Consider the following 23,526-nt stretch of genomic DNA (forward strand, 5'->3'; position numbering starts at 1 on the left):
AATGATGGACTCTGAAGACTGCCAGAATAGAGATGTTGTTAATATTGATTGTTTTGGAGCTGATCCAAATTTAGCAGACAATTCCCCAGCCATTCAAGAAGCCATTAATAATTGTATAGCTAATAATCACTCAAAAGTTGTCATCACAGGGAAGAAACAATATATCCTTTCCTCCCCCATTGTCATTAAGTCAAATGTAAGTCTCGAAATTGATTCTACAGTTACATTACTTGTCAAAGGTGATTTCCAAGTGTTTGAGCTTCAAAAAGATGCTTCAATCTCGGGTGGAACGATTGAAATCATGGATAATAGCTTTAATTCAACTGTTATCTTCCTTTCTGGTGCCCAACAAATAGAGATTCATAATCACACTTCTATTTCCGATATAAATATTATAAACCGTACAACAACATACCAGGGTATAGCCATTCAACTATACTGTAAAAATGCATGGGATTTCATCAGCTTCTTTAAAGCAAACTCCATACAAATCACAAACTTTCATACGGCCCTCTATTTTAAAACAGAAAAACTTCAAAATATAAATACCCCGTGTTGGATTAATGCGAACTCCTTCCACTCTATTTATATAGATGGTTGTCAGTATGGTATAGAGATTGACGGAAATAGTGATTTACCATATGAAATTTCTGGTAACACCTTTACCGATATCCAAGTTCAATGCCGGAAACAAACAAAAAAGGTAATCCGCTGCTCGGGTGCCTATAATGTATTTGAAGGATTGATTTGGGATACCAACCGTATGGATGATCCTCCACTTGTCATTGAATTTTCCTCCATTTCTCATCATAATTACCTATTCTCGAATCAAGTTTCCACATCCATTCTAGATCTTGGTCAATACAATCGTTACACGTCACCTCATGAAGAATCCCTTCCTGTATATCCCCCTCTTGCATTAGGGAAAGCACATCTGGTTGGGAACCAAGATGATATATTAGTAAATGCACATGTCCGATATACTGTACGTCAACTTTTGGGTAAAGCCCCCTATGGAGGAACTATAAATAATTGTTTTAACTTACTAGATGAGCAAAGCGTGAATTACTTGGATGTGCCTAGTTCCCAGCCAGTTGTCATCGAATTAGACTTTTCAAAACAGCCAATTAAAATGCTGAATTGCTTTGGTATTTATTTTGGATGGAATGAAAGTCCGAGCCATGTGTTAATTGAATACCAACAAAGTTTAAATGGACCATGGATAGTGGCTAAAAATGTCCCATTTAATGTCGGAAACACTGTTATTTCGGAGGTAAGAGCAGCTACGTTATATAAAGTTAAGTTAACACTAAGCGGTTACACGCAAGAGCACAAACGATTTCGTATTAATCGGATATTTGCTAAATCATCATTACAACATGGTGCCTCTTGGTTGCCAACTACAGGCGGTACATTATATGGAGATTTAGAACTACAAAAAGGGCAATCCGTGAAGTTAGTTTCTCCGAACGGAACTAAATGGAAAGTGAGTATTAATGACCAAGGACAAATTAACACTTCAAAGCTATGAAACAATATAATCTTGACAGAACAAATGCTGTGAAAGCCCCCCTAAAAAGAGAATGTTAATTTACAGACACTAAGTAGGTTAACTATTTTAAGCCTTACTTACCGCCTTATTAAGCTCCACATAATTGAGTAGGACACTTGATTTACTATATTGGCTTGTCCACTGTCAGCGATTTTGCTCATTGCTTACAGTTAACTGCCTAATCATAGCGTAATCTTCACTTTGTTTTCATTGATAAATTTACCCATCAACTCAAGGACTCCGTCTTTCAATTCGGGTCGGTCCAAAGCAAAATCTAATGTAGTTTCGATGAACCCAAGTTTATCCCCTACATCGAATCTTTTGCCTTCAAACTTAAAGGCATAAACATCCTGCATAGTATTTAACTGCTCGATAGCATCAGTCAATTGGATTTCTCCACCCTTGCCAATCTTTTTTTCATCCAAAAATTGAAATATTTCCGGAGTCAGGATGTAACGTCCGATTATTGCCAAATTTGATGGGGCTTCATTCCTTGAAGGTTTTTCAATAAAACTTCTTACCTTTATCAGGTTGGATTCGATGGAAACAGGATCAATTACACCATATTTGTGTATGTCTTCTTCGTTAACTTCCTGTATACCTAATACACTCGAACCTGTTTTTTCAAATTGATTAATTAATTGTTTCAAAGCTGGGGTATCACTTTTGATAATGTCATCCCCTAAAAGAACACCAAATGGTTCATCACCAATAAATTTCCGGGCACACCAAATTGCATGACCTAGCCCCAATGGTTCCTTTTGTCGTATATAATGAATTTCTATAGAAGATGACGCTATTACTTTATAAAGCAAGTCAAACTTTTCTTTCTTCACTAAATTTGCCTCTAATTCAAACGCATGATCAAAGTGATCTTCAATCGCTCTTTTACCTTTACCAGTTACAATAATAATGTCCTCTATTCCAGAGGCGATTGCTTCCTCAACAATGTACTGAATAGTAGGCTTATCTATTATAGGAAGCATCTCTTTCGGCATGGCCTTCGTAGCAGGAAGAAACCTAGTTCCTAAACCTGCCGCAGGTATAATGACCTTTTTTACAGTTTTCATATTTCCCTCCCATTTTCCAGTAAAAATTAATGGTATGTCACATTGGACTTTATTTTTCTTATTACAATTTTTTGCTCAGCCTAATAACGATTATTTCCGCTTCATCAATAGCTGCTTTCAAGTATTCCTTATTTTACGAATGAATCCGCGCAACCGTTACCAACACTCTATGCGAAGTTGTACGGTATGAGAACAGATTAACTGCATCAATTGAACCAAAGCCATTATATTGAACGAATTTTATTCACTTCTCCGACATACGTTCACATTTTTCCAAATTGGCATTACTAGTATTTAAGTTTTAAAGAAAAAATGGACATTAAAAAGGTCCAATCCAGATACGCATTCTGGGTTAGACCTTTTATTAGTATCATCGTTCACACACAATTACATCTTTTTCACGGTCACTCTTTTTATACTCGTCTAGGTACCTGAAATTCAAGCTATAACTGAAAAAACCTCAAAATAATTATACCCTATTTTCGATCCAAAATTAAAATTCGACCGCCATTTCATGGTTAAAATGGGGTCAAATCGTCATTATGAAACATCCCGACTTTCTTCCATATGATTAAGTCAATTTAACATAATAGGTACCCAGGAAATTCAGAATGCAGTTAGTAATTGGTACCTTTCATGAGTACCTAGAACTCCCACCACTTTAGCGGTGGGAGTTGTTCAACCATGCCTTCATATATTCAATAAATTTTCTAGCTGCCGGAGAAATCGTGTTGAAGGATGGGGCTGCGATACCGATGGAACGATAATGTTCTCCTTCCAAGCTCAGGATGCGTACATTATGCGGAACACGGTACAAAACCATTTCAGGAAGAATACTAATTCCCATCCCATTTTGAACCATTGAAATGATTGCTTGATCATCCGCAAGTTCAAATTTAATATGAGGAGTTACATTGTTTTCATGAAAAATGCGCTTTAAGTCATTATCGCTCCCTTTCTTGGACATAATTAGCATCTCTTCTTTAAGGTCTGCAAAACTGACCTCCTGTTGGTTTGCGAGTCGATGATCGTCAGGAAGAATACACAACATACGGTCTTTTTTTAAGAAAATCACTTCAAATGACTTCGAAGTCGGTAGTGAGACAAACCCAAAATCAACCATACCCGTAGCGATCCAATGCTCAAGCGTATCGTAATCCCCCTCTAACAACTTGATTTCGATAGCAGGTAAATCTGCATTAAAACTTTTCAGGATTTCTGGTAGCCATTGAACGGAAACACTCGAAAAAGTTCCAATGCGGACGGTGCCAATTTCAAGACCCTTAATATTCGCTATTTCTTGCATCATTTGTTCATTCCACTTTAACATTTCATGGATATGCCTTAATACGCGTTCTCCATTACTAGTCAACTTGATCCCCGCACGTCCTCTAATCAAGATTGTAAATCCCCATTCGGATTCAAGGCTGGCAATTGCATGACTCACGGCGGATTGCGTTAACCCATGGATCTCTGCTGCTTGTTTGAGACTCCCTGATTCTACAACAGTGCTAAATATTTCAAACTTGACCAGTGACAACTTCCCCACTCCCTTTACATGAATTTTATTCATCTAATAACTTAAAAACATTCATTTTTATTATCTAAACTTAACATGTATACTAAAAAACAATCAATAACTTTCGTTGAATTTTGGCACAATGAATGGAACTGGAGGGTGTAAGATGGATAATCCAATAAGTAGGGGCACACAAGTAAAAGCGGACTTGATGATGGTCATGGTGACAATGTTATGGGGTGCATCCTATTTGTTTATGAAGATGGGCCTCCATTCGATTCAAGAGTATAACCTAATTGCATTACGTTTTGGGATTGCTTTTCTTGTAGCTGCGCTCGTATTTTATCGACGCCTTCTGAAAATTGATGGTAAAACGATCACATATGGATTTTTACTCGGATCGTTGTTATTCTTGTGCACTTCCGCTGTAGTGATCGGTTTAAAAACGACTTCAGTTTCAAATGCCGGATTTTTATTTAGTCTCGCGGTTATCTTTGTTCCTTTGTTAGTAGCACTCTTTTCTCGAAAGAAACCTAAAAAAAGAGTGATGATTAGCTTGTGTATCTCGATTACAGGAATCGGTCTTTTAACGTTAAACCAGACATTCCACATCCATGCTGGCGATTTCTTGTGCATCTTAGGTGCCTTATTTTATGCCCTTCACATCATCGTTACAGGGAAAGCAACAAAAAATGTGGATGCCATCTCCATTGGGATCATACAGCTTGGGGTTGCAGGTGCATGGGGACTTCTCTTTTCACTCTTATTTGAAAAACCACAACTTCCAAGCAACGTCGAGTCATGGAGTGCGATTTTGGCATTAAGCATTCTGTGCAGTGCAGTTGGATTTATTGGCCAAGCTGTAGCCCAAAAACATACAACACCTACACGTACTGGTCTGATTTTTTCATTAGAGCCTGTATTTGCAGCATTCTTTGCTTTTATTTTCGTAGGTGAAATCCTTACAAATAAAGGTTATGTAGGGGCTGTCCTGGTGCTATTCGGGGTACTTGCCGCGGAGATCAATTTAAAGAAATTATTGGGGAGAAGAATTTTCTTATATACAATGAGTCGCTCTAGGGAGAGCGGATTATAGGTGCCAGGTGTCTAGACAAGATAGAATTCAATGGATACCTCACTGTTTGTTGGACACTTTAATGCTTTCGTTGGAGACTTGACCTAGTTGGTTGGACACTTCAGGATTTTGTTGGACACTTCGAAATGTTTGTTGGAAACCCCTCCGTTTGTTGGACACTTTCAGGCTTTCGTTGGACACTGGACCTAGTTGGTTGTACACTTTCAGGCTTTTGTTGGACACTTCGAAGGTTTCGTTGGAAACCTCTCTGCTTGTTAGACACTTTAAGGCTTTCGTTGAACACTTGCCCTAGTTGGTTGGACACCTTCAGGCTTTTGTTGGACACTTCGAAGTGTTCGTTGGAAACCTCTCTGTTTGTTGGACACTTTAATGCTTTCGTTGGACACTTGGCCTAGTTGGTTGGACAACTTTAAAATTCGGTACCTGCAACAAACAACAACGAATAATTCAACCAATTTGTATAAAAGCACAAAGAAGATTAGATATTATAGTAAATACCTAATCCACGCCTTATAAATATGTAATTGTAGTTAACTGTGTCCGAAAAAAGGGGGTTAAACCAAAGACACCTAGCTAGAATACAACTTCGAATTGCGTTATAACTGGGTACATTTATTTCCTATTGCAATCTAACAACTTTAAAAGAATAAGTGCACAATAAGGCATCTACTATGTTAAATAGATACCTTACACTGTACTCTCAAGAATCGAATCTACCGTTGTGGGCCAACCAGCAAAGCAGAATTCATTACATAAATCATTAGTGGAATTGTTACTAATGCAAACAAGGTTGATAAAACAGTCGTTATTGCACCAATTTCTTCATCTGCTGAGTATTTCGCAAATAATATCGATGCCAAAGTAAGAGTTGGCATCATTGATTGTATAAGTACTGCTTTTACAATTGTCATTTCTAAACTCAGATAGCCTATTAATAGTGCAACTAATCCAGGGAGAATAATTAACTTAACGAATATGGGTAGCAATACTTTCGAACCATTCGCTTGCTTTACCTTAGATTCATGTAAGGCCATAACCAAAATCCCTATGTAAAACATAGCCAACGGTGCAGCAAGTGCAGCCAACTGGTCAACAAGACTTTTTAGGAGCAACGGGGGATTAAAATGAAAATATGAAGCTGTTAATCCGACGGCTATCGCTATGAGTGGAATATTAACCATCGACTTCAATGTTTTTACTGTAAAAAAGTTGTTCTTTTGTAGCATAAAAACACCGACCGTCCAAATCGTAAAGTCAACGCCTGCATCAAAAATCGCGGCGTATAGCGCACCTTCAGGACCTAGAAGAATAGCGCATAAAGGAATTCCTATAAAACCAGTATTACCAAGTCCGGATAGCAATGCCATTTCTTTCTTTTTAGTTGAGTTACGATAAAAAACAAATGCGAGTAACCATCCAAGTGTAATTCCCATCACGTTTATTAATATAGATAAGAAAAACACAAAAATAATTGTATTAAATGTGTTTTCATCCATTTTAACATTGAAAATACTTGATAAAATAATACAAGGCATTGCTACATTAACGATTAAACTAATAAAAACACTTCTTGTATCTTCATTGAACACGAATGTTTTGCCTAGTATAGCACCAATTATAATCATTAATGAAATGACGGCGATAGATTGAATAACGACAGCTATCTCCATTTTTATAACCGCCTTTATTCATTCTAAAAACTAGTCTCTACACAACTGACCGAATAACCTTAGGACTAACTCATTTTTATAAAAATGAGTAAAGAGCATTTCTTTAGCCCCTTACCACTCATAAAATAACGTTCATTCCACAGACTTTGAAGAAATGCTCTATTGGTATTTGTTTCTAGCGTCATGAAAGACCTAAAATAAGTTGACGGGTACTAACTATTATCTAGTTAGGTATTGTTTCTTTCCTGTCTGTATGTGCTGTTCCAAAGCATGACGAGCTTCTGTAAAATCCCGATTCTTCAAATGTCCATTTATAACCTTGTGATCATCAATTGACATCTGTATACGGGACAAATCTCGTTTGAACATTTTCATACCATGGTGATAAATACGGTCATTAACATTGTTTAATGTTTTAACAAAGTATTGGTTACCGGTAACTTTCAATAAGTATTCATGATAATCTAAATCTAGTTTAATGAAGTTAAATATATCTTCATTTCCCATGGCTACTTCTTGTTCAACAACTTTATTTTCCAGATAATCTAAGTCATGATTCTGGAATACGTCTCCAATTTTATCCATAGAAAAAAGTTCGATTGCTAGTCTGACATTCATTAAATCGTTTGTTTCGCTCACTGTCATTTCTTTAATGTAAATTCCACGTTTGGGGTAAACCTCTAAAAATTCGTCATTTTGTAGTCTATTCAACGCTTCCCTGATTGGAGTTCTACTCATATTTAATAATGTTGCTAATTCACTTTCGGATACAATTGGACCGCTAAGCTCATCACGTATGATTAAGTCTTTAATCTTAAGATATGCAATATCACTCAGATACATTTTCCTTGAAACTTCTTCCACCTACATTTCTTAGATAGTTAGTATACTTCCGGTCTTCTATGAGTTAAACACGGAATACTTTCCCTAGCCTTTTTTACGTACGATTTGTCAATTTCCGTTATTATGAACCCCTCGCTTTCTGGTGATCTCGCAATAACTGTTCCCCAGGGATCGATTATCATACTGCTGCCGTAGCAAGCCTTTCCCAGTTCGGTACTACCAAATTGAGCAGCGGCAATAACATAACATTGGTTTTCAATTGCGCGGGCGCGTAATAATACTTCCCAATGCAGCATACCGGTATATAGCGTAAATGCGGCAGGTATAAATAATATTTTCGCACCGTTAAATGCATAATTTCGATATAATTCAGTAAATCTTAAATCATAGCAAATACTCAATCCTGCTTTTCCAAATGGCAAGTCAATCAATACAGGAGATTCCCCAGCCTTAATTGTATTCGATTCTTTATAAGCCGGCATATCTTCAATTTCAATATCAAAAAGATGGATTTTTCGATATGTATCTAATATCTTCCCATCCGGACCGATTATAAAACTTGTATTATAAGACTTTTCTTCAGTATATTTCTCGAGGATACTACCGACGTGAATATAAATTCCATGCTTTGTAGCAAGCCCATTTAATAAGTTTGTAGTTTCTCCATTCGGAATTTGTTCAGCATTATTCTTTTTTTCTGAATCTGAACCCATAAAATTAAAGTACTCTGGTAAGGATACGAGTTCTGCCCCAGCTTCAGCTGCTTGTTCAATAAAAACAGTTGCCTTATTTAAGTTGTTTTGCTTGTCATCTTTTGAATTTAATTGAACTACTGCGATTTTCAATATTATTCCACTCCTTCTATTCTACATGATATCGTTTGGCTAATAAATGATGATGTGCATCTTAGTGTTTAACTACCCCTTATTACTTGCCACTTAAAAGATTTGGTAACCAAAGTGACAGTTGCGGGAAGTAAGTGATTAATAGTAACGCAATAAATAGGGGAATATACATTGGAATTATTGCCTTTACTATACTTTCAAATGACATTTTCCCTACCCTAGACATTACATAGAGTCCTAAACCAACCGGCGGTGTTACCATTCCTATTAGTAGATTAAATGACATTACTATTCCAAAATGAACGCGGTCTATTCCTAAACTATCAATAATCGGCAATAAAATCGGTAAAATTATTAATTTAATTGGGATTCCTTCCATGATCATTCCTAAGAATAGAAGCATGATATTAATGATCATCAGCATTAAATATTTATTTTCCGTTAGCCCCAATAAGACATCAGACAGGAGATAAGGCAGTTGCTCTGCTGAGATTATCCACCCCATTGCTGTTCCAATCCCTACTAAAAACATAATTAGTGAAGTTGAACCAACGCTTTCGATAAAACTTTTCTTTAGATTTTCCCACTTAAACTCTTTATAGACAACTGCACAAAACAGTGCATAAACAACTGCGATTGCAGCTGCTTCAGTTGGAGTAACTACCCCGCCTAACATTCCACCAAGTATGACTACTGGAGCGAGTATCGCAAAAAATCCATCTTTAAATGTTTGTAGCAAAGTTTGAACTTTAAAAGGTTCAGGAGGAGGGGTAACTATTGTCCCTCGAGCAGCACCGACATATACATATATTGATAAAGTTAGCGCAATTAGCAAACCAGGTATTACGCCGGCAATGAAGACTTGTTCTACTGAAACTTCCGCCAAATAAGCATAAATAATTAGAGAGACACTAGGAGGTATAATTGCCCCAATAACTGATGAAGCTAACGTTAGAGCTGCACTAAAAGGTCCTTCGTAACCTTTCTCTCTCATCGCTTTCAGTTCAATAGCTCCCAAACCTGCCTGATCACCGACAGCCGTTCCAGAAATTCCTGCAAAAATTACACTTGCCGCAATATTTACTTGTGCTAAACCACCCCGAATATGACCAATCATAGCCGAAGCAAAATCGAATATACGCTGAGTAATTCCTGAAGAGTTCATCAGATTACCAGCTAGGATAAATAGTGGAATAGATAATAATGTATATCCCTTTATTCCTTCCACTAACATGAGGGGTAATACTTCCGATGTATAGTTCCCCATAATTAACGCTATAATTGTTGAAAGTGCCATCGCAAAAGAAATTGGAAAACCTATTGCTAGCAATAATAAAAAAACAAGAAACAAAGTAAGCGCTAATACCATTACTTATTCCTCCTCTTCCGCTGAGAATAAGCCTAATTGAGATTTGTAAGCTAAATAAATATGGTGTGCTGATGTAAGTACCACTAGGAACAGCAACAATACCAATGGTGAATAGAACCAGGCAGAAGCCGCTTTCATAATTGTAGTTGTTTTTTCTAAATGGCTGATTGTTAATTTTGTAGAATAGAACAACATAAGACTTGATATTACTAGTAATAGCACACTATTAATAATCATAACAATTCGTTGTTTTTCCTTACTTAGTTTCTGAACGAGATAAGTAATTGATATATCCTGTCTATCCACAACAATCTTCCCGAAACCTAAAAACGTAATCCAACAAATCAAAATTGAAAACAGTTCTTGTGACCAAACCATCGAATGGCTAAAAAAGTACCTTAAAACTATTTCCGCGGTTAGTACACTTATTAAGGTAGCCATACAGAGCAAAGCGACAATCAGATATACATTAGCAATCGAATCGAGTACTTTTTTCAAATGAAAGTCTCCTTCCTTTACTCTATAGATTTTATACGATCAACAAATCCTTCCGGTATTTTTCCTTCCTCTTCCAATTGGTAATGATAGTCAGAAAATGCTTCTGTCCAATCTGCTCTATTTATTTCAAATACTTCTATATCATGTTCTTCCTTCATTAATTCCAAATGTTTTTCTACTTCACTTAATGTTATTTTTGTTGCTTCTTCGCCAGCCTCATTCGCCGCTTCAATTAATATTTTTTGATTTTGCTCTGATAGTTTCGAGAACCGATCTTCGTTCATAGTGATGACAACATCTTGTGGATATTCATCTATAACCGTCATATTCTGTGCAACTTCCGTAAACTTCATTGGCCAAACTAAAGAAATTGGTGAAGTCACTCCATCTACTAGATTTTGTTTTAGACCGAGATATGTCTCAGTCCATGCAACCACTACCGGCTTAGCTCCAACAGAACTATACGCCGCAGAATAAAATGCAGATTCAAATGAACGAAGTTTTAATCCTTTGAGATCTTCTACCGTTTTCACTGGTTCTTTTGTTAAGAGCACCCGATATGGTCCACGTATAAAGTTTCTATCTGTATTTAATATTCTTACGCCTTCAGAAATTAATTTCTCATTAATTTCTTGACCTATTTCCCCAGTATTGAATTTCTGATAATGATCAAAATCTCTAAAGAGAAAGGGTACACTACTCACTTCAATTCTAGGGTCAAAATCCGAAAAGTAAGTTGCTCCTTCAGCGTACATATCTTGTGTACCAAGTAGCATGTTATCAACTTGTGTCGTACCTTTTCCTAATTGTTCAGCGGGGTAAACCTTTACTATGAGTTTACCCCCACTTTTCTCCTTTACTAAATCAGCAAAAATATCAAACCCTTTTCCTTCAGCGGTATCTTGAGGCATTTTCGTACCCAACTTTAATTCAATAACATCGTCAGTACCTTCAGCCTTCTCCCCGCAAGCGCTTACAATTAACATTAATAAAAGAAGTACACCTATAAAGTTTATTTTTTTCACTTTACAACACTTCCTTCTCTTAATCTATATTCATCTATAAGCTGATCAGCCCTTGTTATACTACTTAATACTTGACCACCATCCAACAAACCTTTGGTACGTGGTTCGCTTTGCTCACTCGCTTCTGTTTTCCTTAGGATTTCTTCATAATCTAAGTCCTGTGCCAATACGAGAACACCGTTATCATCTGCAACGATTAGGTCTCCCGGATGAACAGTTACCCCACCGCATTGGATAATTGTATTAATTTCTCCACTTTGCCCATATAGTTTCGTTGTAATTGGTGATAAACCCGTTGCAAAGACAGGTAATCCAATCTCTCTTAATGCTTGGATATCTGTACAAGGTCCATCTATTATAATCCCTGCTAACTTCCTAACATTTGCTGCATAAGCCACTATTTCACCTACGCAAGCATGCTTCACATCTCCAGTTCTATCAATAACTAAAAAATCACCTTCCCGCGCTAAACTAACTGCTTTATGAACCATAGTAGAATCATTGACACTTGTCCGAACCGTAAATGCAGTACCAACTACATTGACATTTTGGAGCATCGATTTTATCCTAGGATCCATAAAACCATAATGCAAATGGTGGCCAACCGTTGCCGGTTCAACCTTACTAAACCTCTCATGAATTTCCTTACTTACCTTGTTGTTTTCTACTCTTTCAAAAATCCTCATTATTATTCCTCCTTAAATACTTGTTGTATACAAGATGTATATTACATTACCTGCATCGTAATTGCAAACACTATTTTAATTATTCAATAGATTATGTTAATTAAATGAATTTCGTTATGTTTATCAACCTATCACTCAAATAAAAAATCGCACCGCATATAACTAGCGGTGCGACTTTTTCATATTCAAAAATCTTCTCAAGTCAGTAAATAATCATTCTCCATTGAAAAGAAACTTTATGAGGTTAACAAGTATTGATAGTAATCCAAAGACAAGGAATTATCACTATAGAAATCAGTAAGGGTACTCGTGCAATACAGATAGAGAATTAATTTATCGGCTAAAATATTAGTGCAACAAAAACAAACAATAATTCATGTCATCCAACACCAAGATTTAAAATGGTCCCCATCCAATGAGTACGCCTACAACTAGCATAACTACTGCTATTGCACACCAAATTAAAAAGAGGGGAAACATCCACTTCGCCCATTTAATCCATGACACTCCCGCCACAGCTAGGCTGGCCATTAATGTTCCAGATGTAGGGAAAATACTGTTTGTAAAACCATCTCCAAATTGGAATGCTTGTACGGCAACCTGTCGAGTGACACCAACCATATCTGCCAATGGCGATAAAATAGGCATCGCAATCATTGCTTGGCCGCTACCTGAAGGAACTAGGAAATTAAGAGCAGCATTGGCCACGAACATGCCAAGTGCAGCTAAAACAGGTGGTAGCGTTTCCAATGGTATGGCAAGCGCATTTACAGCTGTATCTAAAATTTGTGCATTCTCCATTATAATGAGGATTGCCCTTGCTACGCCAATAATCAACGCACCATACACTAGCTTTTGACATCCTTCCAAAAATACATGCGCAATTTTATTATAGTTCATGCCCCCAATTATTCCCGAAACAAGCCCGATAATAATAAAGAACGCCGCCATATGATCGATGCTCCATTTAAATTGAATGGTTGCGAAGACGAAGAATAGTAATGCCAAGCCTACAAAACTTAAAATAAGTTTGTGGCGGACAGTAAAGGGAGCTATCAACTCACCTTCAGAATCACCAGAATTCTCCAGTACTCCGATCAGACTTTTTGATGGATCGTCTAAAATTTTCTTTGCATATCTCCAAGTATAGAAAATGGTTACGCCAACAATAACGATAAATGTGATGATGCGAAGCGTCATTCCTGAAAATAAAGGAAGGCCAGCAATTGATTGGGCAATTCCAACCGTATAGGGATTTAAAAAACCCACATTGAAACCTGCAAATGTAGCCCCAAAAGTAATGGCGACTGCAACAATTGCATCAAGCCGAAGCGCTCTCGCGATAATAATACCGATTGCCACAAATGGAATGACCGAATTGGCGACTGCGCCAACTGCTCCTCCTAGTGCAAACAAAAGGGAAATAATAGCGATGAGCCAAAATTCTTTGCCTTGTGTTTTATTGACCGCCCTTAAAATACCACCCTTAATTGCTCCGGAACGTTCAATTACCTCAAATGCTCCTCCCGCAAACAGAACAAGAAAAATAAGGCTGCCGGATTGAACCATTCCAGATTGCAATGCTAGAAAAATATCCATTAATCCAGCGGAATTGTTTTCTACTTCGCTATAGGTGTTCGGAATTACCCTCTCAATGCCATTCACTTCTTCACGATCAAATGATCCCGCTGGTGTAATGTAAGTTGCGATAACAGCAAGCAACAACACTAAAAAAAGAATAACGTAAGTGTCAGGCATTTCCCACTTTCTTTTTACTTTCTTATTGTCAGTAGTTCTTGAGTCCGTCATATTATCCCTCCATTTGTGTAGTGCTGTACTAACTAGTAATCAAGTAACTTAAACGTTGCGTGAACAAACATATTCATCCCGTCAGATAAAGCGCTTTCATCAATATTAAAACGAGGATGATGATGTGGATAATCAGTGGCTAAACCGCTATTACCAGATCCTGTAAAGAAGAATGTGCCTGGTGCCTTCTTCAGAAAAGCGGAGAAATCCTCACCGCCCATATTCGGTTTCATCTGTGTTAGCGCTTGGGTTCCCCATAATTCACGCACAGTCTCTTCGATTACACGGGATACTTTCTCATCGTTTATGACGGGATCAACCCCATCATTGTAGGTAAGAAAATAGGAGGCACCATGCGCTTCAGTTATTCCTTTTATTATTCGTTCCATCAATTCACGGATAATTATGCGATGTTCAGTGCTGAAAAGACGAACTGTTCCCCCCATTTCAACAGAATCTGGAATGATATTCATGGCTGAACCACTTGCGAACTTGGTGATAGAAAGGACTACGCTGTCCAACGGATCCATATTTCGAGAGACAATATGCTGCAAGTTGCTAACGACTTGAGCCCCAATGGCAATCGCATCGACGGTTTGATGTGGAAGACCGGCGTGTCCTCCCCGACCGGTAATCGTGATTGAAAATGTATCTGGTGATGCCATCACTGGGCCAGACGCAACCCCAATTTGTCCTGTCTCGAGGGGGGACCAAAGATGAGTTCCAATAACCATGTCGACCCCATCCATCACACCCTCACGTACCATTTCTTGAGCACCACCCGGAGCTAGTTCTTCGCCATGCTGAAATAAGAAACGGACTTCACCTTTAATTTGATCCTGCAGAGAGGATAGAATTTTAGCTGTTCCTAGTAGGATAGCTGTATGACCATCATGACCACAAGCATGCATGACACCAGCATTTTTGGACGAAAACGGCAGTGAATTTTCTTCTTGGATTGGCAAGGCATCGATATCCGCTCGAATTGCTAAAACTTTACCACGGCGAGCCCCAATTAGACGTGCCATTACACTAGTTTTTGTAGGACGTGAAATTTCTAGATTACCGAAGGACTGCAGGGTTTCATAAATAAACTCGGATGTTTTTTCCTCCTGAAAGGACAACTCAGGATATTCATGAAGATATCTCCTCCAACTAATTACTTCATTCTGAACTTCATCAATCAGATGACTGAATTTAGTATTTTTCAATTAATAACCTCCTACTATTCATTTAATTTATAATTTCGGACCATTAACGGTTGTAGCCATTATTATATATTAAGTTTGGTAGTTCAGTCTAGCGTTAATTTTCTAACTTCGATAAAAATAAAAAAAGACAAGATAAAAGGCATCTTGTCATAACATGATTTTATAAATTTTTCTCGGTCTTCCTCTTGGGTGTAGAGTTTCTTCGGCGACTATTTGGGCCAATCCTTTTGCCTCTAACTCTGTCAAAATTCTGCGTGCGCTACGCGGCAAAATATTCATATATTGGGCAAGATCATGGGCGCTAATTTCCGATTTCCCGATTTTCCTTAAGATAGATTCTAGTTTACTTAAAGTGACGACGCTAAGTGAGGTTTGCTGGCTTAATAATTGTAATTTTTCCGGGGCAATCCCATAGATAATCTGTTCAGGTTGTCCTAATGGGCCAGTAATCGTTTTGCCGTCAAAAACGACCATCCATGATCCCTTGTCATGATCATTTGCATGTAGTAAAGCAATCCCAGCATTGATCTCTGCTTCATAGGCAGTTTGTCCAATTCCAATCCCACAAGTGACAGCATCATCCCCGGTTAGCTGAAGAACTGTCGGATCTGGAATTACTGTGAAATCTTTAGTAATTTCATCTAACGGTCCGCGCGTTGTAAATATTATATAACGACCTGGCCCGGCAGATTTAAGTGAACCATTTATTTTTTTAGTATATACGAGTAGCTTTTCTGTCATTTTGATTTCGATTTTATGGATTTCATCTGTTGAAAAAGTATCCTTTGTTAAGCTGGAAAAGGAGTCAAACTCAATCATTTGTACTGCGATTTGAGAATCCTTAAAGTGCATAGTTTCATATGTCTGGCGAATAAGTGCCAACGTAGAAACGATTGCGGATTGTGCCGGAAGGACCCGAAATGCAGGCACGCCAAGCTTTATCAGTTCATGTTGAGCATTTTTCAGACAAGTGACAGCAGCCAGTGTCTTTCCTTCTTTCCATAAATCATAGTGATACTTCACCACTTCATCCGTAGGAATCTCTTCTTCATAGTGTTTTAAATATACGGGTTGAAAATCTATCTCAGATTCTAAGAAAACTCGTTCTAGCACAGAAGGTTCGAACGTATCGAAGCTTAGTTGGTTGAATTCGATCTTTTGTTGATATGCGATATGCAACAAAGTCTTATACAAGCTAGATCCAGAAGAAGGGACATAAAACATCGGCTGTGAGGATCCAGACCATTTCTTGGCATAGCCATAAGGAATTTGCCCAGAAAAAAGCCACATATCGACATCCCACATATTCGCAGTCAGTTTTTCTGGAATTTCTTCATCATGCCAGTAGGTAATAGAGATACAACTGAATTCAGGGTACTGTGAAATGACAGATTCCATAATTTCAAGGGAATCCTCCGCACCAAACAAGCCTATTCGAATTTTCTTCAAAGTTCTGAACCACCTTTCTAGATGAGTGAGGAGAACTTGCTTTTTTCACTATGTTCATACAATAAGTATGAATATATCTTATAGTAACCGATGAATTGCATAGTAATTACATACTCAGGAAGCTAGTTAGGCACCTTTTTCCAAACAAAAAAGAAGTAACTGTCAAACCGTCCCTGTGGTAAGGTTTGACAGTTACTTCTTTTTTAAAGCGGAGGATCAGCCATTATTTTACCGAACCTTTGGCCACTTTTATATATTATTCATCTCTTACTCTATTATATGTTGAGTATTTAAAGAAATCAATTTCCAAATGCCTGTCATCAATAAAGGTCCTTGGTACTGAAGTATAGTGTCTGTGCAACAAAAAACAACTAATTCCCCCAATTGTATAAAAAACATATAGAGATTACATTATCAGCTACCTATCTAATCACCCGGTCATATATATGTAATCGTAGTGAGTAGTCGGAATGGTTTCGCGCAGGTATCCGAAATTCACCCTACACTACTTAAACTCCGTCTCCACTTCCGTCCATCCCTACGATGCGTTGGTGGTATGTGGTGGTAATAGACGAATGGGAGATTCATGTCCTTGACGCTTTCTATATAAGTCCAATTCACATAGGTAAGATCACCTCTTCTAGATAGCCCATTCCCAAGTTCTTCATCAACGATCGTAATCGTCCCACTATCCCTCTTTCTCAGATTATCAATCAATTCCTGTGTGTCTTTATTGTTACCCAATATAATAAAAGCTCTCTTCATCCATATAACCCCACTTCCCATTTTAATAAACACCATATTCAAGTGCAGCAAGTTAGCCTTATGTTGAATTACTCGGACATATTTCAGAAACTAATGCACGCGCTTCTTATAAGTCTATAGTATCATAAATTCAGAATAAATAAATAGTTATTGCTTATATTTGCCTACTAATTGTGTGGTTGCAATAAACAATAGTGTACAATTCACATAATTGCACAAAGATTAGAGGGGTTTGGCTTTTTTATCTTTCAAAATCATTAACGTTATAAATTCCCACTTTCTTATCGTTCCCCCATTAGTAAACTGATTGGTAAGTCTAGCGGCAATCGCTGGAAAAAAACATGGCAGAAGTGGTTCGTTCTTATGGTCATAATCATTACCATCGTGAAGAAAAAGTAAATGTCATCACGTTGTATCATTTTCGAATGGTTTGTTTATATAGAGTATGAAAGCATCGTTCGTCTAAGCAAGAGACGTCATGGATCCATAAAGAGTTCTTTTTTTGTAGCGAATGCTACCTGTGTACCAAAAAACAATTCGCGAAATTGTATAAACACGCAAAAAAAGATTAGATATTGTAGTCAATACCTAATCCAGGCCTTATAAATATGTAATTGTAGCGAGTAGTCAGAATGTCGCCACAGTACCTGAAATTAATATGCTCCCTTACTTATACCTACTTAATAATTCTTCTGGAATATGACAATAATCATTTGGATATCTAGCTAACCTATCTTGATGTTCTTCTGCACTTCTCACATAGTTTGTAAGAGGTAATACTTCAACAACGATGAGGTCATAATCATTTCTCTCACTAAGAAACGCCTTCGCCTCATTTAAGTGTTCAGGCTTTTCACTATATACGCCTGTTCTGTATTTCTCTCCAACATCCTGTCCTTGTTTATTCAAACTGTATGGATCAATGATTTCAAATAAATACCCCATTAATTCCCTGATCGTTACAACTGTCGGATCAAATCCTATTTTTACACATTCGGCGTACCCATCATAATTCCCCTCAAGTGTATGACTTGTTCCATTAGCTCTTCCTGCTTCTGTAAATGTAACTCCAGGTAACGTTTTTATAAAAGCTTGTACTCCCCATAAACATCCACCTGCAAAATACACTACTTCCATATTGACTCTCCTCTCCTTAAAATCAAAATGTACTTTTTGATTTTCTTCAAGCTTAGCTTATCTGGAACTATTTCATGTATCTAACATATCCCATTCATCACCAAGTGACCACCTAATTGCAGAAAGTTTACCGTTCAGCATTTTAATCAATGAAGGCGGTTCACCAGTTTTCGAAATGGGGACCTTTTTTTCATATGTGAAAAGAGGAAATAACTGGATGGAACAATGGATGAGTCTCATACAGGAACTCAGTTTCCCGATATTCGTATCAATCTATCTTTTGCACCAGCTTGAAACTAAACTTGTTGCGATACATAATGTTTTACTAACATTGAAAATGAAATAAATTTTAAAAAACATTCACAGGTATATGCGCAACAAAAAAATAAGACATGCGCACATGTCTTATCGTCATAAATTACTTACTAGTTGCCGCTACAAGCGTTTGAGGACGGGCACCTTTTAATGGATTCGTCTTCTCAAATGCATAGGCAACATTCAAGACGAGATCCTCCCTGAATGCTGGTCCCATAATTTGCATCCCAGCTGGCATTCCTCCAACCAATCCACATGGAATTGTTAGTGCTGGAAGGCCCGTCAAGTTGCCGGGACCTGTGAATCTAATAATATTTTCTATCAGATCAACATGATTACCGTTAATCGCAACTGTGTCATCGCCAATATTCGGTACGATTAATGGCAATGTCGGTGAGATAAGCACATCCACTTTTTCAAACGCTTTTTGGAAGTCGAGCTTAATCATCCTTCTGATTTGTTGGGCTTGTAAATAGTCAACTGCCGAAGGGATTTCACCAAGTTCAAATAGATACCTGATATCCTCTCCAAAGTCATTCGGGCGTTTTTGCAAGTTCTTATGATGGATCGTACTTGCTTCAGATAACGAAGTGATCAATTCCGCATACTCAGCATATTTCAATGAAGGGATGGATACGACCTCCACTTTGGCCCCTTGATCGACCAATGCCTGGATACCTTCACGCACCAATTTCTCCACATTCGAATCGACATCCTTGAAGAAATAATCCTCATTGACACCGATAACCAAATCCTTGACATCCCCCGTTAACTTTTCTGTGTATTTCATCGTCGGGACATTTACGGAAGTCGGATCTTTGCTATCATACCCCGCGAGCACTTCGAGCATTGCCGCCGCATCCGTCACTGTCTTCGTCATCGGACCAATATGATCCAAAGACCAGGCAAGCGGCCAACATCCATATTTACTCACCAATCCATGAGTCGGTTTCAGTCCGACAATACCACAGGCCGATGATGGAATTCGAATTGAACCGGCAGTATCTGTCCCTAACGTCCCAATACTCATATTGGAGGCGATTGCCACTCCCGAGCCTCCGCTCGATCCCCCTGGAATCCTATCCAAATCCCATGGATTACGCGCCGGACCGAAGTGGGGGTTATTATTGGTGATGCCCCAAGCATATTCGTGCATATTAAGCTTACCGGTAAAAATGACACCGGACTCTCTAAGGTTTTCGATGACAGTCGCATCGTAATCCGAAACGAAATCACTGTGGATTTTCGATGCCATCGTCGTCACTTCATCTTTGAAGTAAATATTATCTTTAATACCCATCGGAATCCCGTGAAGCTTGCCGCGGTAATTTCCGTTAGCAATCTCGCTCTCTGCTTTTTTAGCAGACTCTTTCGCACTTTCGTGTGTAATGGTGATATATGCATTGTTCTTGTCATTTAGCGCATCAGCTTGATTCAATACTGCGTCTGTCAGTTCAACCGGAGAAACTTCCTTTTTCTCAATAAGTGGTGCCAATTCTTCTATTGAAAGAGAGATGAGATCTTTACTCAACTTGGTCACCTCCTGCAATATTGCGTAATGAAATGTCATAGCTTTCTAGTGGCAGATCTGTTAGTTGTTCTTTCAGTTTTTCAATCGCTTCCCACCGTGACTCCACCACTTTGTAGTCACCTTCTGGTATTTCCAACCCTTTTGCAGCAAATAGTTCCCGAATTGACACTGTCATTAATAAATCACTCCAATTAGTATTTTATTAAAACTATTACAATCGGTACAAAATTAAACGCAAAAATTAGAACGAATACCTACAGTTCAACAACGAACAAAAAGATCTTCAACTAGAAAACTATCACCACCAACATATAATCAAAATTTCACATAGCAAATATAGTGTACATTAAACTAATTCGGATATCAAATTATTCAAATTATTAACTGTATTAGCACTATGATTCTCGGATAGAAATGAAAACATAAAAATACTCAGCCATTGACCTACTCATATGGCTGAGACTCATTTTCCGTATCCTATAATTGTATTTTTCTTCGGTTAACTCTGGCTAAAGCTACCTTTCTATTCGATGCTACGTTTGAGTATATTATAAAAAGATAAAATCAAAAGTTAAATCATAAATTGCATTCAAATTATCCTCCGTTGGAAATTAAGGGCCTCCAAGATACTCCCGATTCTGTTGTCTCCTCGAGCACATGGAAAAGACACTGGATTTTCAACACGAACGAAAAGCATCATCCAGGGGTCCTACGAGAAAATGTTCAACAGAAATGTAGTAGCCATTTATGGTTATGAAAACGGGCCGCGTAACCTGCAAGGCAGTTCTGTGGAGATATCATGTTGGCATATGTGAATCAACAAGGATTAATGGCAGTCGGTAAAGTTATGGATGTAAAGGTTGAACCTGGGGTGGGCATTTTCTTCGACGACGAGACGGGACAACAACTTCCCGATGAATACCATATTGAAGTGGAATGGAGCGTTAAAGACTCCCCCTGTCACCAATGGAGAAGCTAAAAAAATCGGTTACAATTTACCTGTGCGTACTGTGTTCGGAAAGCTGCATAATGGTAAAATGGCACAAAAAATTGTGGTTGAATTGAATATACGTTGAGGTAAACCGGTGAAAGAAAAGGGACTCTAAGTATAGAGTTCTTTTTCATTCCTAAAAAATCGGTACCCACTAGCGTTGCATAGCTGTAAAAATACTTACAAACAATGTCCCCTTTCCTTCCCTATCACTCTATATAGAGGGTGAAAGGAGGTGATTACATGGCTGCAACAATCGAATTTCAACACGCGGCGGGCCGCGTTCTCTTCGACGGTGGTTTGACAGAGGACGGAAAGATTATCCGTAAATCGAAGACGTACCGCTATATCAAAGAAAATGCACCAGCTGAAGACTTGTACAAAGCGCTGGAGCAACTTGGTCGGCTCTCAACATTGTTGTTCATCGGAGCGGATCTCGTGGAAACATCGAGTTTGATTGACTAACCAATAAAGTAATAGGAAAAGGAGGGATAAAAAATGGCTAAAACACTACAATTGAACTTCAACACAGCAAGCGGGAAAAGGGTGAGTTTGACGGTGGATGAACCCCGCGCAGATTTGACGCCGCAAAGCATCGAAGCGGTGATGCAGGAGATCATCGCTGCAAATGTATTCGAAGTAAACGGCGCTCCACTCGCAACAGTTGTTAGCGCTCGGGTTATAGAGCGCAATGTAACAGAACTTGTAAACGGCTAACAAGCAGCAACGACCGGTTCACCAGTTTTCGGACTGGGGACCGGTTTTTTTATGTATTTAGAGAGGAGGAAACGAGATGGAACAATGGATGAGTCTCATACAGGAAGTCGGTTTCCCGATATTCGTATCATTCTATCTTTTGCACCGGCTCGAAACAAAACTCGTTGCGATTCATGATGTGTTGGTTTCATTAAAAATGCATGAACTTTAATCATCTCCCATCAATGGAAATTTCAGTAGGACTACTCGCTCGCGTTGCGTTGCTGGGTACTAGTTGAACTTAATTTGGAGAAAGGAGGGAATTAATGTTTATTAAACCATGCGAGGGTCCTGTCACGTCTCCTTTCGGTTACCGCATCCATCCGATTACGCATTTGCGAACGATGCATTGGGGTGTGGATTACGGAAATACTTCTTCAAACAATACGATCGTTGCAGCAGCTGCTGGGAAAGTTACTTTTTCTAAGTCGACAAATGGTTATGGCAACACGGTTATGATTGTCCACGCAATCGGTGGAAAGACGTTTGAAACCGTGTATGCACATCTACATTCTATCAGTGTGAAAGTCGGGCAGATTGTCAAACAGGGCGAACGTATCGGCGTGAAAGGTACGACTGGAAAAAGCACAGGGATCCATCTTCATTTCGAGGTCCACATTGGTCGTTGGAACAACAAGTTTACGAATGCGGTTGATCCGTTATGTTATGTTGTGGATCATGAAGTAAAAGAAATACAAAGCTTACTCGTCAAAGTAGGTTACAAGATTGCTGTGGATGGACTAAACGGGCCTGCTACAAAGTCTGCGGTTCAGTCGTTTCAAAAGGCTTTTGGACTTGTTGTAGACGGAATTCCAGGAAAGTTGACGACAGCTGCACTTGCTAAAGTGGCGAAAGATAATGTGGTCAATGGTGCCGAGGTATAATAAGTATGAAAAAGCCCAATTGCTCATTTTTATGAGCAATTGGGCTTTTACGAGTGAGTCTAGGACTAGTTTGTTGGACACTTTGAGGTTTTCGTTGGACTCTTGGCCGAGTTCGTTGGACAGCTCTAGGCTTTCGTTGGACACTTCGAAGAGTTTGTTGGAAACCTCTCTGTTTGTTGGACACTTTCCTGAGTTGGTTGGAGACTTTGCGAAGTTGGTTGGACAGTTTCCGGGCTTTGTTGGAGACTTCCTTGTATGTTCTGAATACCTTCACGTACAACTTACCTAAAAAAACTTTTGAAGTATCTTTACTACCCCGTTTGATCCAACTGCGTACTAAGAAAAAAGAAGCAATAATAACGCTGTCATACCATTTTTATTGATATCTTCTTACTCCTACTACGCTGTTTCCGCCAACGCGGTAGTATGCTCCATTCCCTCTCACTGGATTTTTTCATTTAATGCGCTTGCCATCTTCTAAAAAAATCACAAAAACTTTTTTCTC

At 38.4% G+C, this 23,526-nt stretch carries 24 protein-coding genes; 8 read left to right on the forward strand and 16 right to left on the reverse strand.

Annotation, left to right across the window (positions count from 1 at the left end; translation table 11 throughout):
* Position 1 precedes the first annotated feature (1 nt).
* Entirely contained in the window at positions 2–1,531 is a 1,530-nt protein-coding gene (locus MKY15_RS03815; RefSeq protein WP_342539029.1) for a hypothetical protein, read from the forward strand.
* A gap of 203 nt (positions 1,532–1,734) precedes the next feature.
* On the opposite strand, the gene galU is transcribed toward MKY15_RS03815, so the two are convergent.
* On the reverse strand, positions 1,735–2,622 hold the full coding sequence (galU, locus tag MKY15_RS03820; RefSeq protein ID WP_187045773.1) for a UTP--glucose-1-phosphate uridylyltransferase GalU: 888 nt from the start codon (positions 2,620–2,622) through the stop codon (positions 1,735–1,737).
* Between the two features lie 661 nt (positions 2,623–3,283).
* On the reverse strand, positions 3,284–4,162 hold the full coding sequence (locus tag MKY15_RS03825) for a LysR family transcriptional regulator (protein ID WP_342539030.1): 879 nt from the start codon (positions 4,160–4,162) through the stop codon (positions 3,284–3,286).
* 145 nt (positions 4,163–4,307) lie between these two features.
* On the opposite strand from MKY15_RS03825, the gene MKY15_RS03830 reads away from it, so the two are divergent.
* Complete coding sequence (locus tag MKY15_RS03830) at positions 4,308–5,237, forward strand: DMT family transporter (RefSeq protein WP_342539031.1); 930 nt, start codon at positions 4,308–4,310, stop codon at positions 5,235–5,237.
* A 713-nt stretch (positions 5,238–5,950) separates the two neighbouring features.
* Here the strand turns inward: MKY15_RS03830 and MKY15_RS03835 are convergent.
* The 12 genes from MKY15_RS03835 to MKY15_RS03890 form a co-directional block, all read right to left on the reverse strand.
* A complete protein-coding gene (locus MKY15_RS03835; protein WP_342539032.1) occupies positions 5,951–6,907 on the reverse strand; it encodes an AEC family transporter in 957 nt (318 codons plus the stop codon).
* A gap of 219 nt (positions 6,908–7,126) precedes the next feature.
* Complete coding sequence (locus MKY15_RS03840) at positions 7,127–7,771, reverse strand: GntR family transcriptional regulator (RefSeq protein WP_342539033.1); 645 nt, start codon at positions 7,769–7,771, stop codon at positions 7,127–7,129.
* A gap of 17 nt (positions 7,772–7,788) precedes the next feature.
* Positions 7,789–8,595 carry a carbon-nitrogen hydrolase family protein gene (locus MKY15_RS03845; protein WP_342539034.1) on the reverse strand — a complete coding sequence of 269 codons (807 nt, stop codon included), beginning with the start codon at positions 8,593–8,595 and terminating at the stop codon, positions 7,789–7,791.
* A gap of 82 nt (positions 8,596–8,677) precedes the next feature.
* Entirely contained in the window at positions 8,678–9,964 is a 1,287-nt protein-coding gene (locus tag MKY15_RS03850; protein ID WP_342539035.1) for a TRAP transporter large permease, read from the reverse strand.
* Between the two features lie 3 nt (positions 9,965–9,967).
* Positions 9,968–10,462: a TRAP transporter small permease subunit gene (locus MKY15_RS03855; RefSeq protein WP_342539036.1), complete on the reverse strand. Its 495-nt coding sequence runs from the start codon at positions 10,460–10,462 to the stop codon at positions 9,968–9,970.
* 17 nt (positions 10,463–10,479) lie between these two features.
* Positions 10,480–11,487, reverse strand: a complete 1,008-nt coding sequence (locus tag MKY15_RS03860) for a TRAP transporter substrate-binding protein (RefSeq protein WP_342539037.1) — start codon at positions 11,485–11,487, stop codon at positions 10,480–10,482.
* Positions 11,484–12,173: an RraA family protein gene (locus tag MKY15_RS03865; RefSeq protein WP_342539038.1), complete on the reverse strand. Its 690-nt coding sequence runs from the start codon at positions 12,171–12,173 to the stop codon at positions 11,484–11,486. The genes MKY15_RS03860 and MKY15_RS03865 overlap by 4 nt, the downstream gene beginning before the upstream one ends.
* Positions 12,174–12,569: 396 nt before the next feature.
* Positions 12,570–13,982 (reverse strand): Na+/H+ antiporter NhaC family protein, encoded by a 1,413-nt coding sequence (locus MKY15_RS03870; RefSeq protein WP_342539039.1) that lies wholly within the window; start codon positions 13,980–13,982, stop codon positions 12,570–12,572.
* Positions 13,983–14,014: 32 nt separating this feature from the next.
* Positions 14,015–15,193 carry a M20 family metallopeptidase gene (locus tag MKY15_RS03875; RefSeq protein WP_342539040.1) on the reverse strand — a complete coding sequence of 393 codons (1,179 nt, stop codon included), beginning with the start codon at positions 15,191–15,193 and terminating at the stop codon, positions 14,015–14,017.
* A gap of 147 nt (positions 15,194–15,340) precedes the next feature.
* Positions 15,341–16,642 (reverse strand): ArsR family transcriptional regulator, encoded by a 1,302-nt coding sequence (locus MKY15_RS03880; RefSeq protein ID WP_342539041.1) that lies wholly within the window; start codon positions 16,640–16,642, stop codon positions 15,341–15,343.
* A gap of 495 nt (positions 16,643–17,137) precedes the next feature.
* A complete protein-coding gene (locus tag MKY15_RS03885; protein WP_187045784.1) occupies positions 17,138–17,407 on the reverse strand; it encodes a hypothetical protein in 270 nt (89 codons plus the stop codon).
* Between the two features lie 666 nt (positions 17,408–18,073).
* A complete protein-coding gene (locus MKY15_RS03890) occupies positions 18,074–18,544 on the reverse strand; it encodes a peptide-methionine (S)-S-oxide reductase (RefSeq protein ID WP_342539042.1) in 471 nt (156 codons plus the stop codon).
* Positions 18,545–18,761: 217 nt separating this feature from the next.
* Here MKY15_RS03890 and MKY15_RS03895 point away from each other — a divergent pair, with 217 nt between their 5' ends.
* Positions 18,762–18,890: a YvrJ family protein gene (locus MKY15_RS03895; protein WP_342539043.1), complete on the forward strand. Its 129-nt coding sequence runs from the start codon at positions 18,762–18,764 to the stop codon at positions 18,888–18,890.
* Positions 18,891–18,962: 72 nt separating this feature from the next.
* Here MKY15_RS03895 and MKY15_RS03900 read toward each other — a convergent pair whose 3' ends face one another.
* The gene (locus MKY15_RS03900) at positions 18,963–20,390 is read right to left on the reverse strand and encodes an amidase (RefSeq protein WP_342539044.1); all 1,428 of its coding nucleotides are present in this window, start codon (positions 20,388–20,390) and stop codon (positions 18,963–18,965) included.
* Complete coding sequence (locus MKY15_RS03905) at positions 20,383–20,565, reverse strand: hypothetical protein (RefSeq protein WP_338655243.1); 183 nt, start codon at positions 20,563–20,565, stop codon at positions 20,383–20,385. The genes MKY15_RS03900 and MKY15_RS03905 overlap by 8 nt, the downstream gene beginning before the upstream one ends.
* A gap of 627 nt (positions 20,566–21,192) precedes the next feature.
* On the opposite strand from MKY15_RS03905, the gene MKY15_RS03910 reads away from it, so the two are divergent.
* The 5 genes from MKY15_RS03910 to MKY15_RS03930 all read left to right on the forward strand — a co-directional run bounded on the left by MKY15_RS03910 (position 21,193) and on the right by MKY15_RS03930 (position 23,021).
* On the forward strand, positions 21,193–21,369 hold the full coding sequence (locus MKY15_RS03910; protein WP_338655241.1) for a hypothetical protein: 177 nt from the start codon (positions 21,193–21,195) through the stop codon (positions 21,367–21,369).
* Positions 21,370–21,624: 255 nt separating this feature from the next.
* The gene (locus tag MKY15_RS03915) at positions 21,625–21,846 is read left to right on the forward strand and encodes a DUF1659 domain-containing protein (protein WP_067212838.1); all 222 of its coding nucleotides are present in this window, start codon (positions 21,625–21,627) and stop codon (positions 21,844–21,846) included.
* 33 nt (positions 21,847–21,879) lie between these two features.
* On the forward strand, positions 21,880–22,098 hold the full coding sequence (locus MKY15_RS03920) for a DUF2922 domain-containing protein (protein WP_342539045.1): 219 nt from the start codon (positions 21,880–21,882) through the stop codon (positions 22,096–22,098).
* Positions 22,099–22,174: 76 nt separating this feature from the next.
* Positions 22,175–22,309, forward strand: a complete 135-nt coding sequence (locus MKY15_RS03925; RefSeq protein ID WP_342539046.1) for a YvrJ family protein — start codon at positions 22,175–22,177, stop codon at positions 22,307–22,309.
* 94 nt (positions 22,310–22,403) lie between these two features.
* On the forward strand, positions 22,404–23,021 hold the full coding sequence (locus MKY15_RS03930) for a peptidoglycan DD-metalloendopeptidase family protein (protein ID WP_342539047.1): 618 nt from the start codon (positions 22,404–22,406) through the stop codon (positions 23,019–23,021).
* The last annotated feature ends 505 nt before the right edge of the window (positions 23,022–23,526 follow it).

The sequence above is a fragment of the Sporosarcina sp. FSL K6-1540 genome (genome assembly GCF_038620285.1).
GTDB lineage: Bacteria > Bacillota > Bacilli > Bacillales_A > Planococcaceae > Sporosarcina > Sporosarcina psychrophila.

Bases quoted from the DNA above. Each gene is read 5' to 3' on its own strand.
- MKY15_RS03815 (WP_342539029.1), top strand. From the start codon at position 2: ATGATGGACTCTGAAGACTGCCAGAATAGAGATGTTGTTAATATTGAT.
- galU (WP_187045773.1), bottom strand. From the start codon at position 2,622: ATGAAAACTGTAAAAAAGGTCATTATACCTGCGGCAGGTTTAGGAACT.
- MKY15_RS03830 (WP_342539031.1), top strand. From the start codon at position 4,308: ATGGATAATCCAATAAGTAGGGGCACACAAGTAAAAGCGGACTTGATG.
- MKY15_RS03835 (WP_342539032.1), bottom strand. From the start codon at position 6,907: ATGGAGATAGCTGTCGTTATTCAATCTATCGCCGTCATTTCATTAATG.
- MKY15_RS03850 (WP_342539035.1), bottom strand. From the start codon at position 9,964: ATGGTATTAGCGCTTACTTTGTTTCTTGTTTTTTTATTATTGCTAGCA.
- MKY15_RS03865 (WP_342539038.1), bottom strand. From the start codon at position 12,173: ATGAGGATTTTTGAAAGAGTAGAAAACAACAAGGTAAGTAAGGAAATT.
- MKY15_RS03870 (WP_342539039.1), bottom strand. From the start codon at position 13,982: ATGACGGACTCAAGAACTACTGACAATAAGAAAGTAAAAAGAAAGTGG.
- MKY15_RS03885 (WP_187045784.1), bottom strand. From the start codon at position 17,407: ATGAAGAGAGCTTTTATTATATTGGGTAACAATAAAGACACACAGGAA.
- MKY15_RS03890 (WP_342539042.1), bottom strand. From the start codon at position 18,544: ATGGAAGTAGTGTATTTTGCAGGTGGATGTTTATGGGGAGTACAAGCT.
- MKY15_RS03895 (WP_342539043.1), top strand. From the start codon at position 18,762: ATGGAACAATGGATGAGTCTCATACAGGAACTCAGTTTCCCGATATTC.
- MKY15_RS03905 (WP_338655243.1), bottom strand. From the start codon at position 20,565: ATGACAGTGTCAATTCGGGAACTATTTGCTGCAAAAGGGTTGGAAATA.
- MKY15_RS03915 (WP_067212838.1), top strand. From the start codon at position 21,625: ATGGCTGCAACAATCGAATTTCAACACGCGGCGGGCCGCGTTCTCTTC.
- MKY15_RS03920 (WP_342539045.1), top strand. From the start codon at position 21,880: ATGGCTAAAACACTACAATTGAACTTCAACACAGCAAGCGGGAAAAGG.
- MKY15_RS03925 (WP_342539046.1), top strand. From the start codon at position 22,175: ATGGAACAATGGATGAGTCTCATACAGGAAGTCGGTTTCCCGATATTC.
- MKY15_RS03930 (WP_342539047.1), top strand. From the start codon at position 22,404: ATGTTTATTAAACCATGCGAGGGTCCTGTCACGTCTCCTTTCGGTTAC.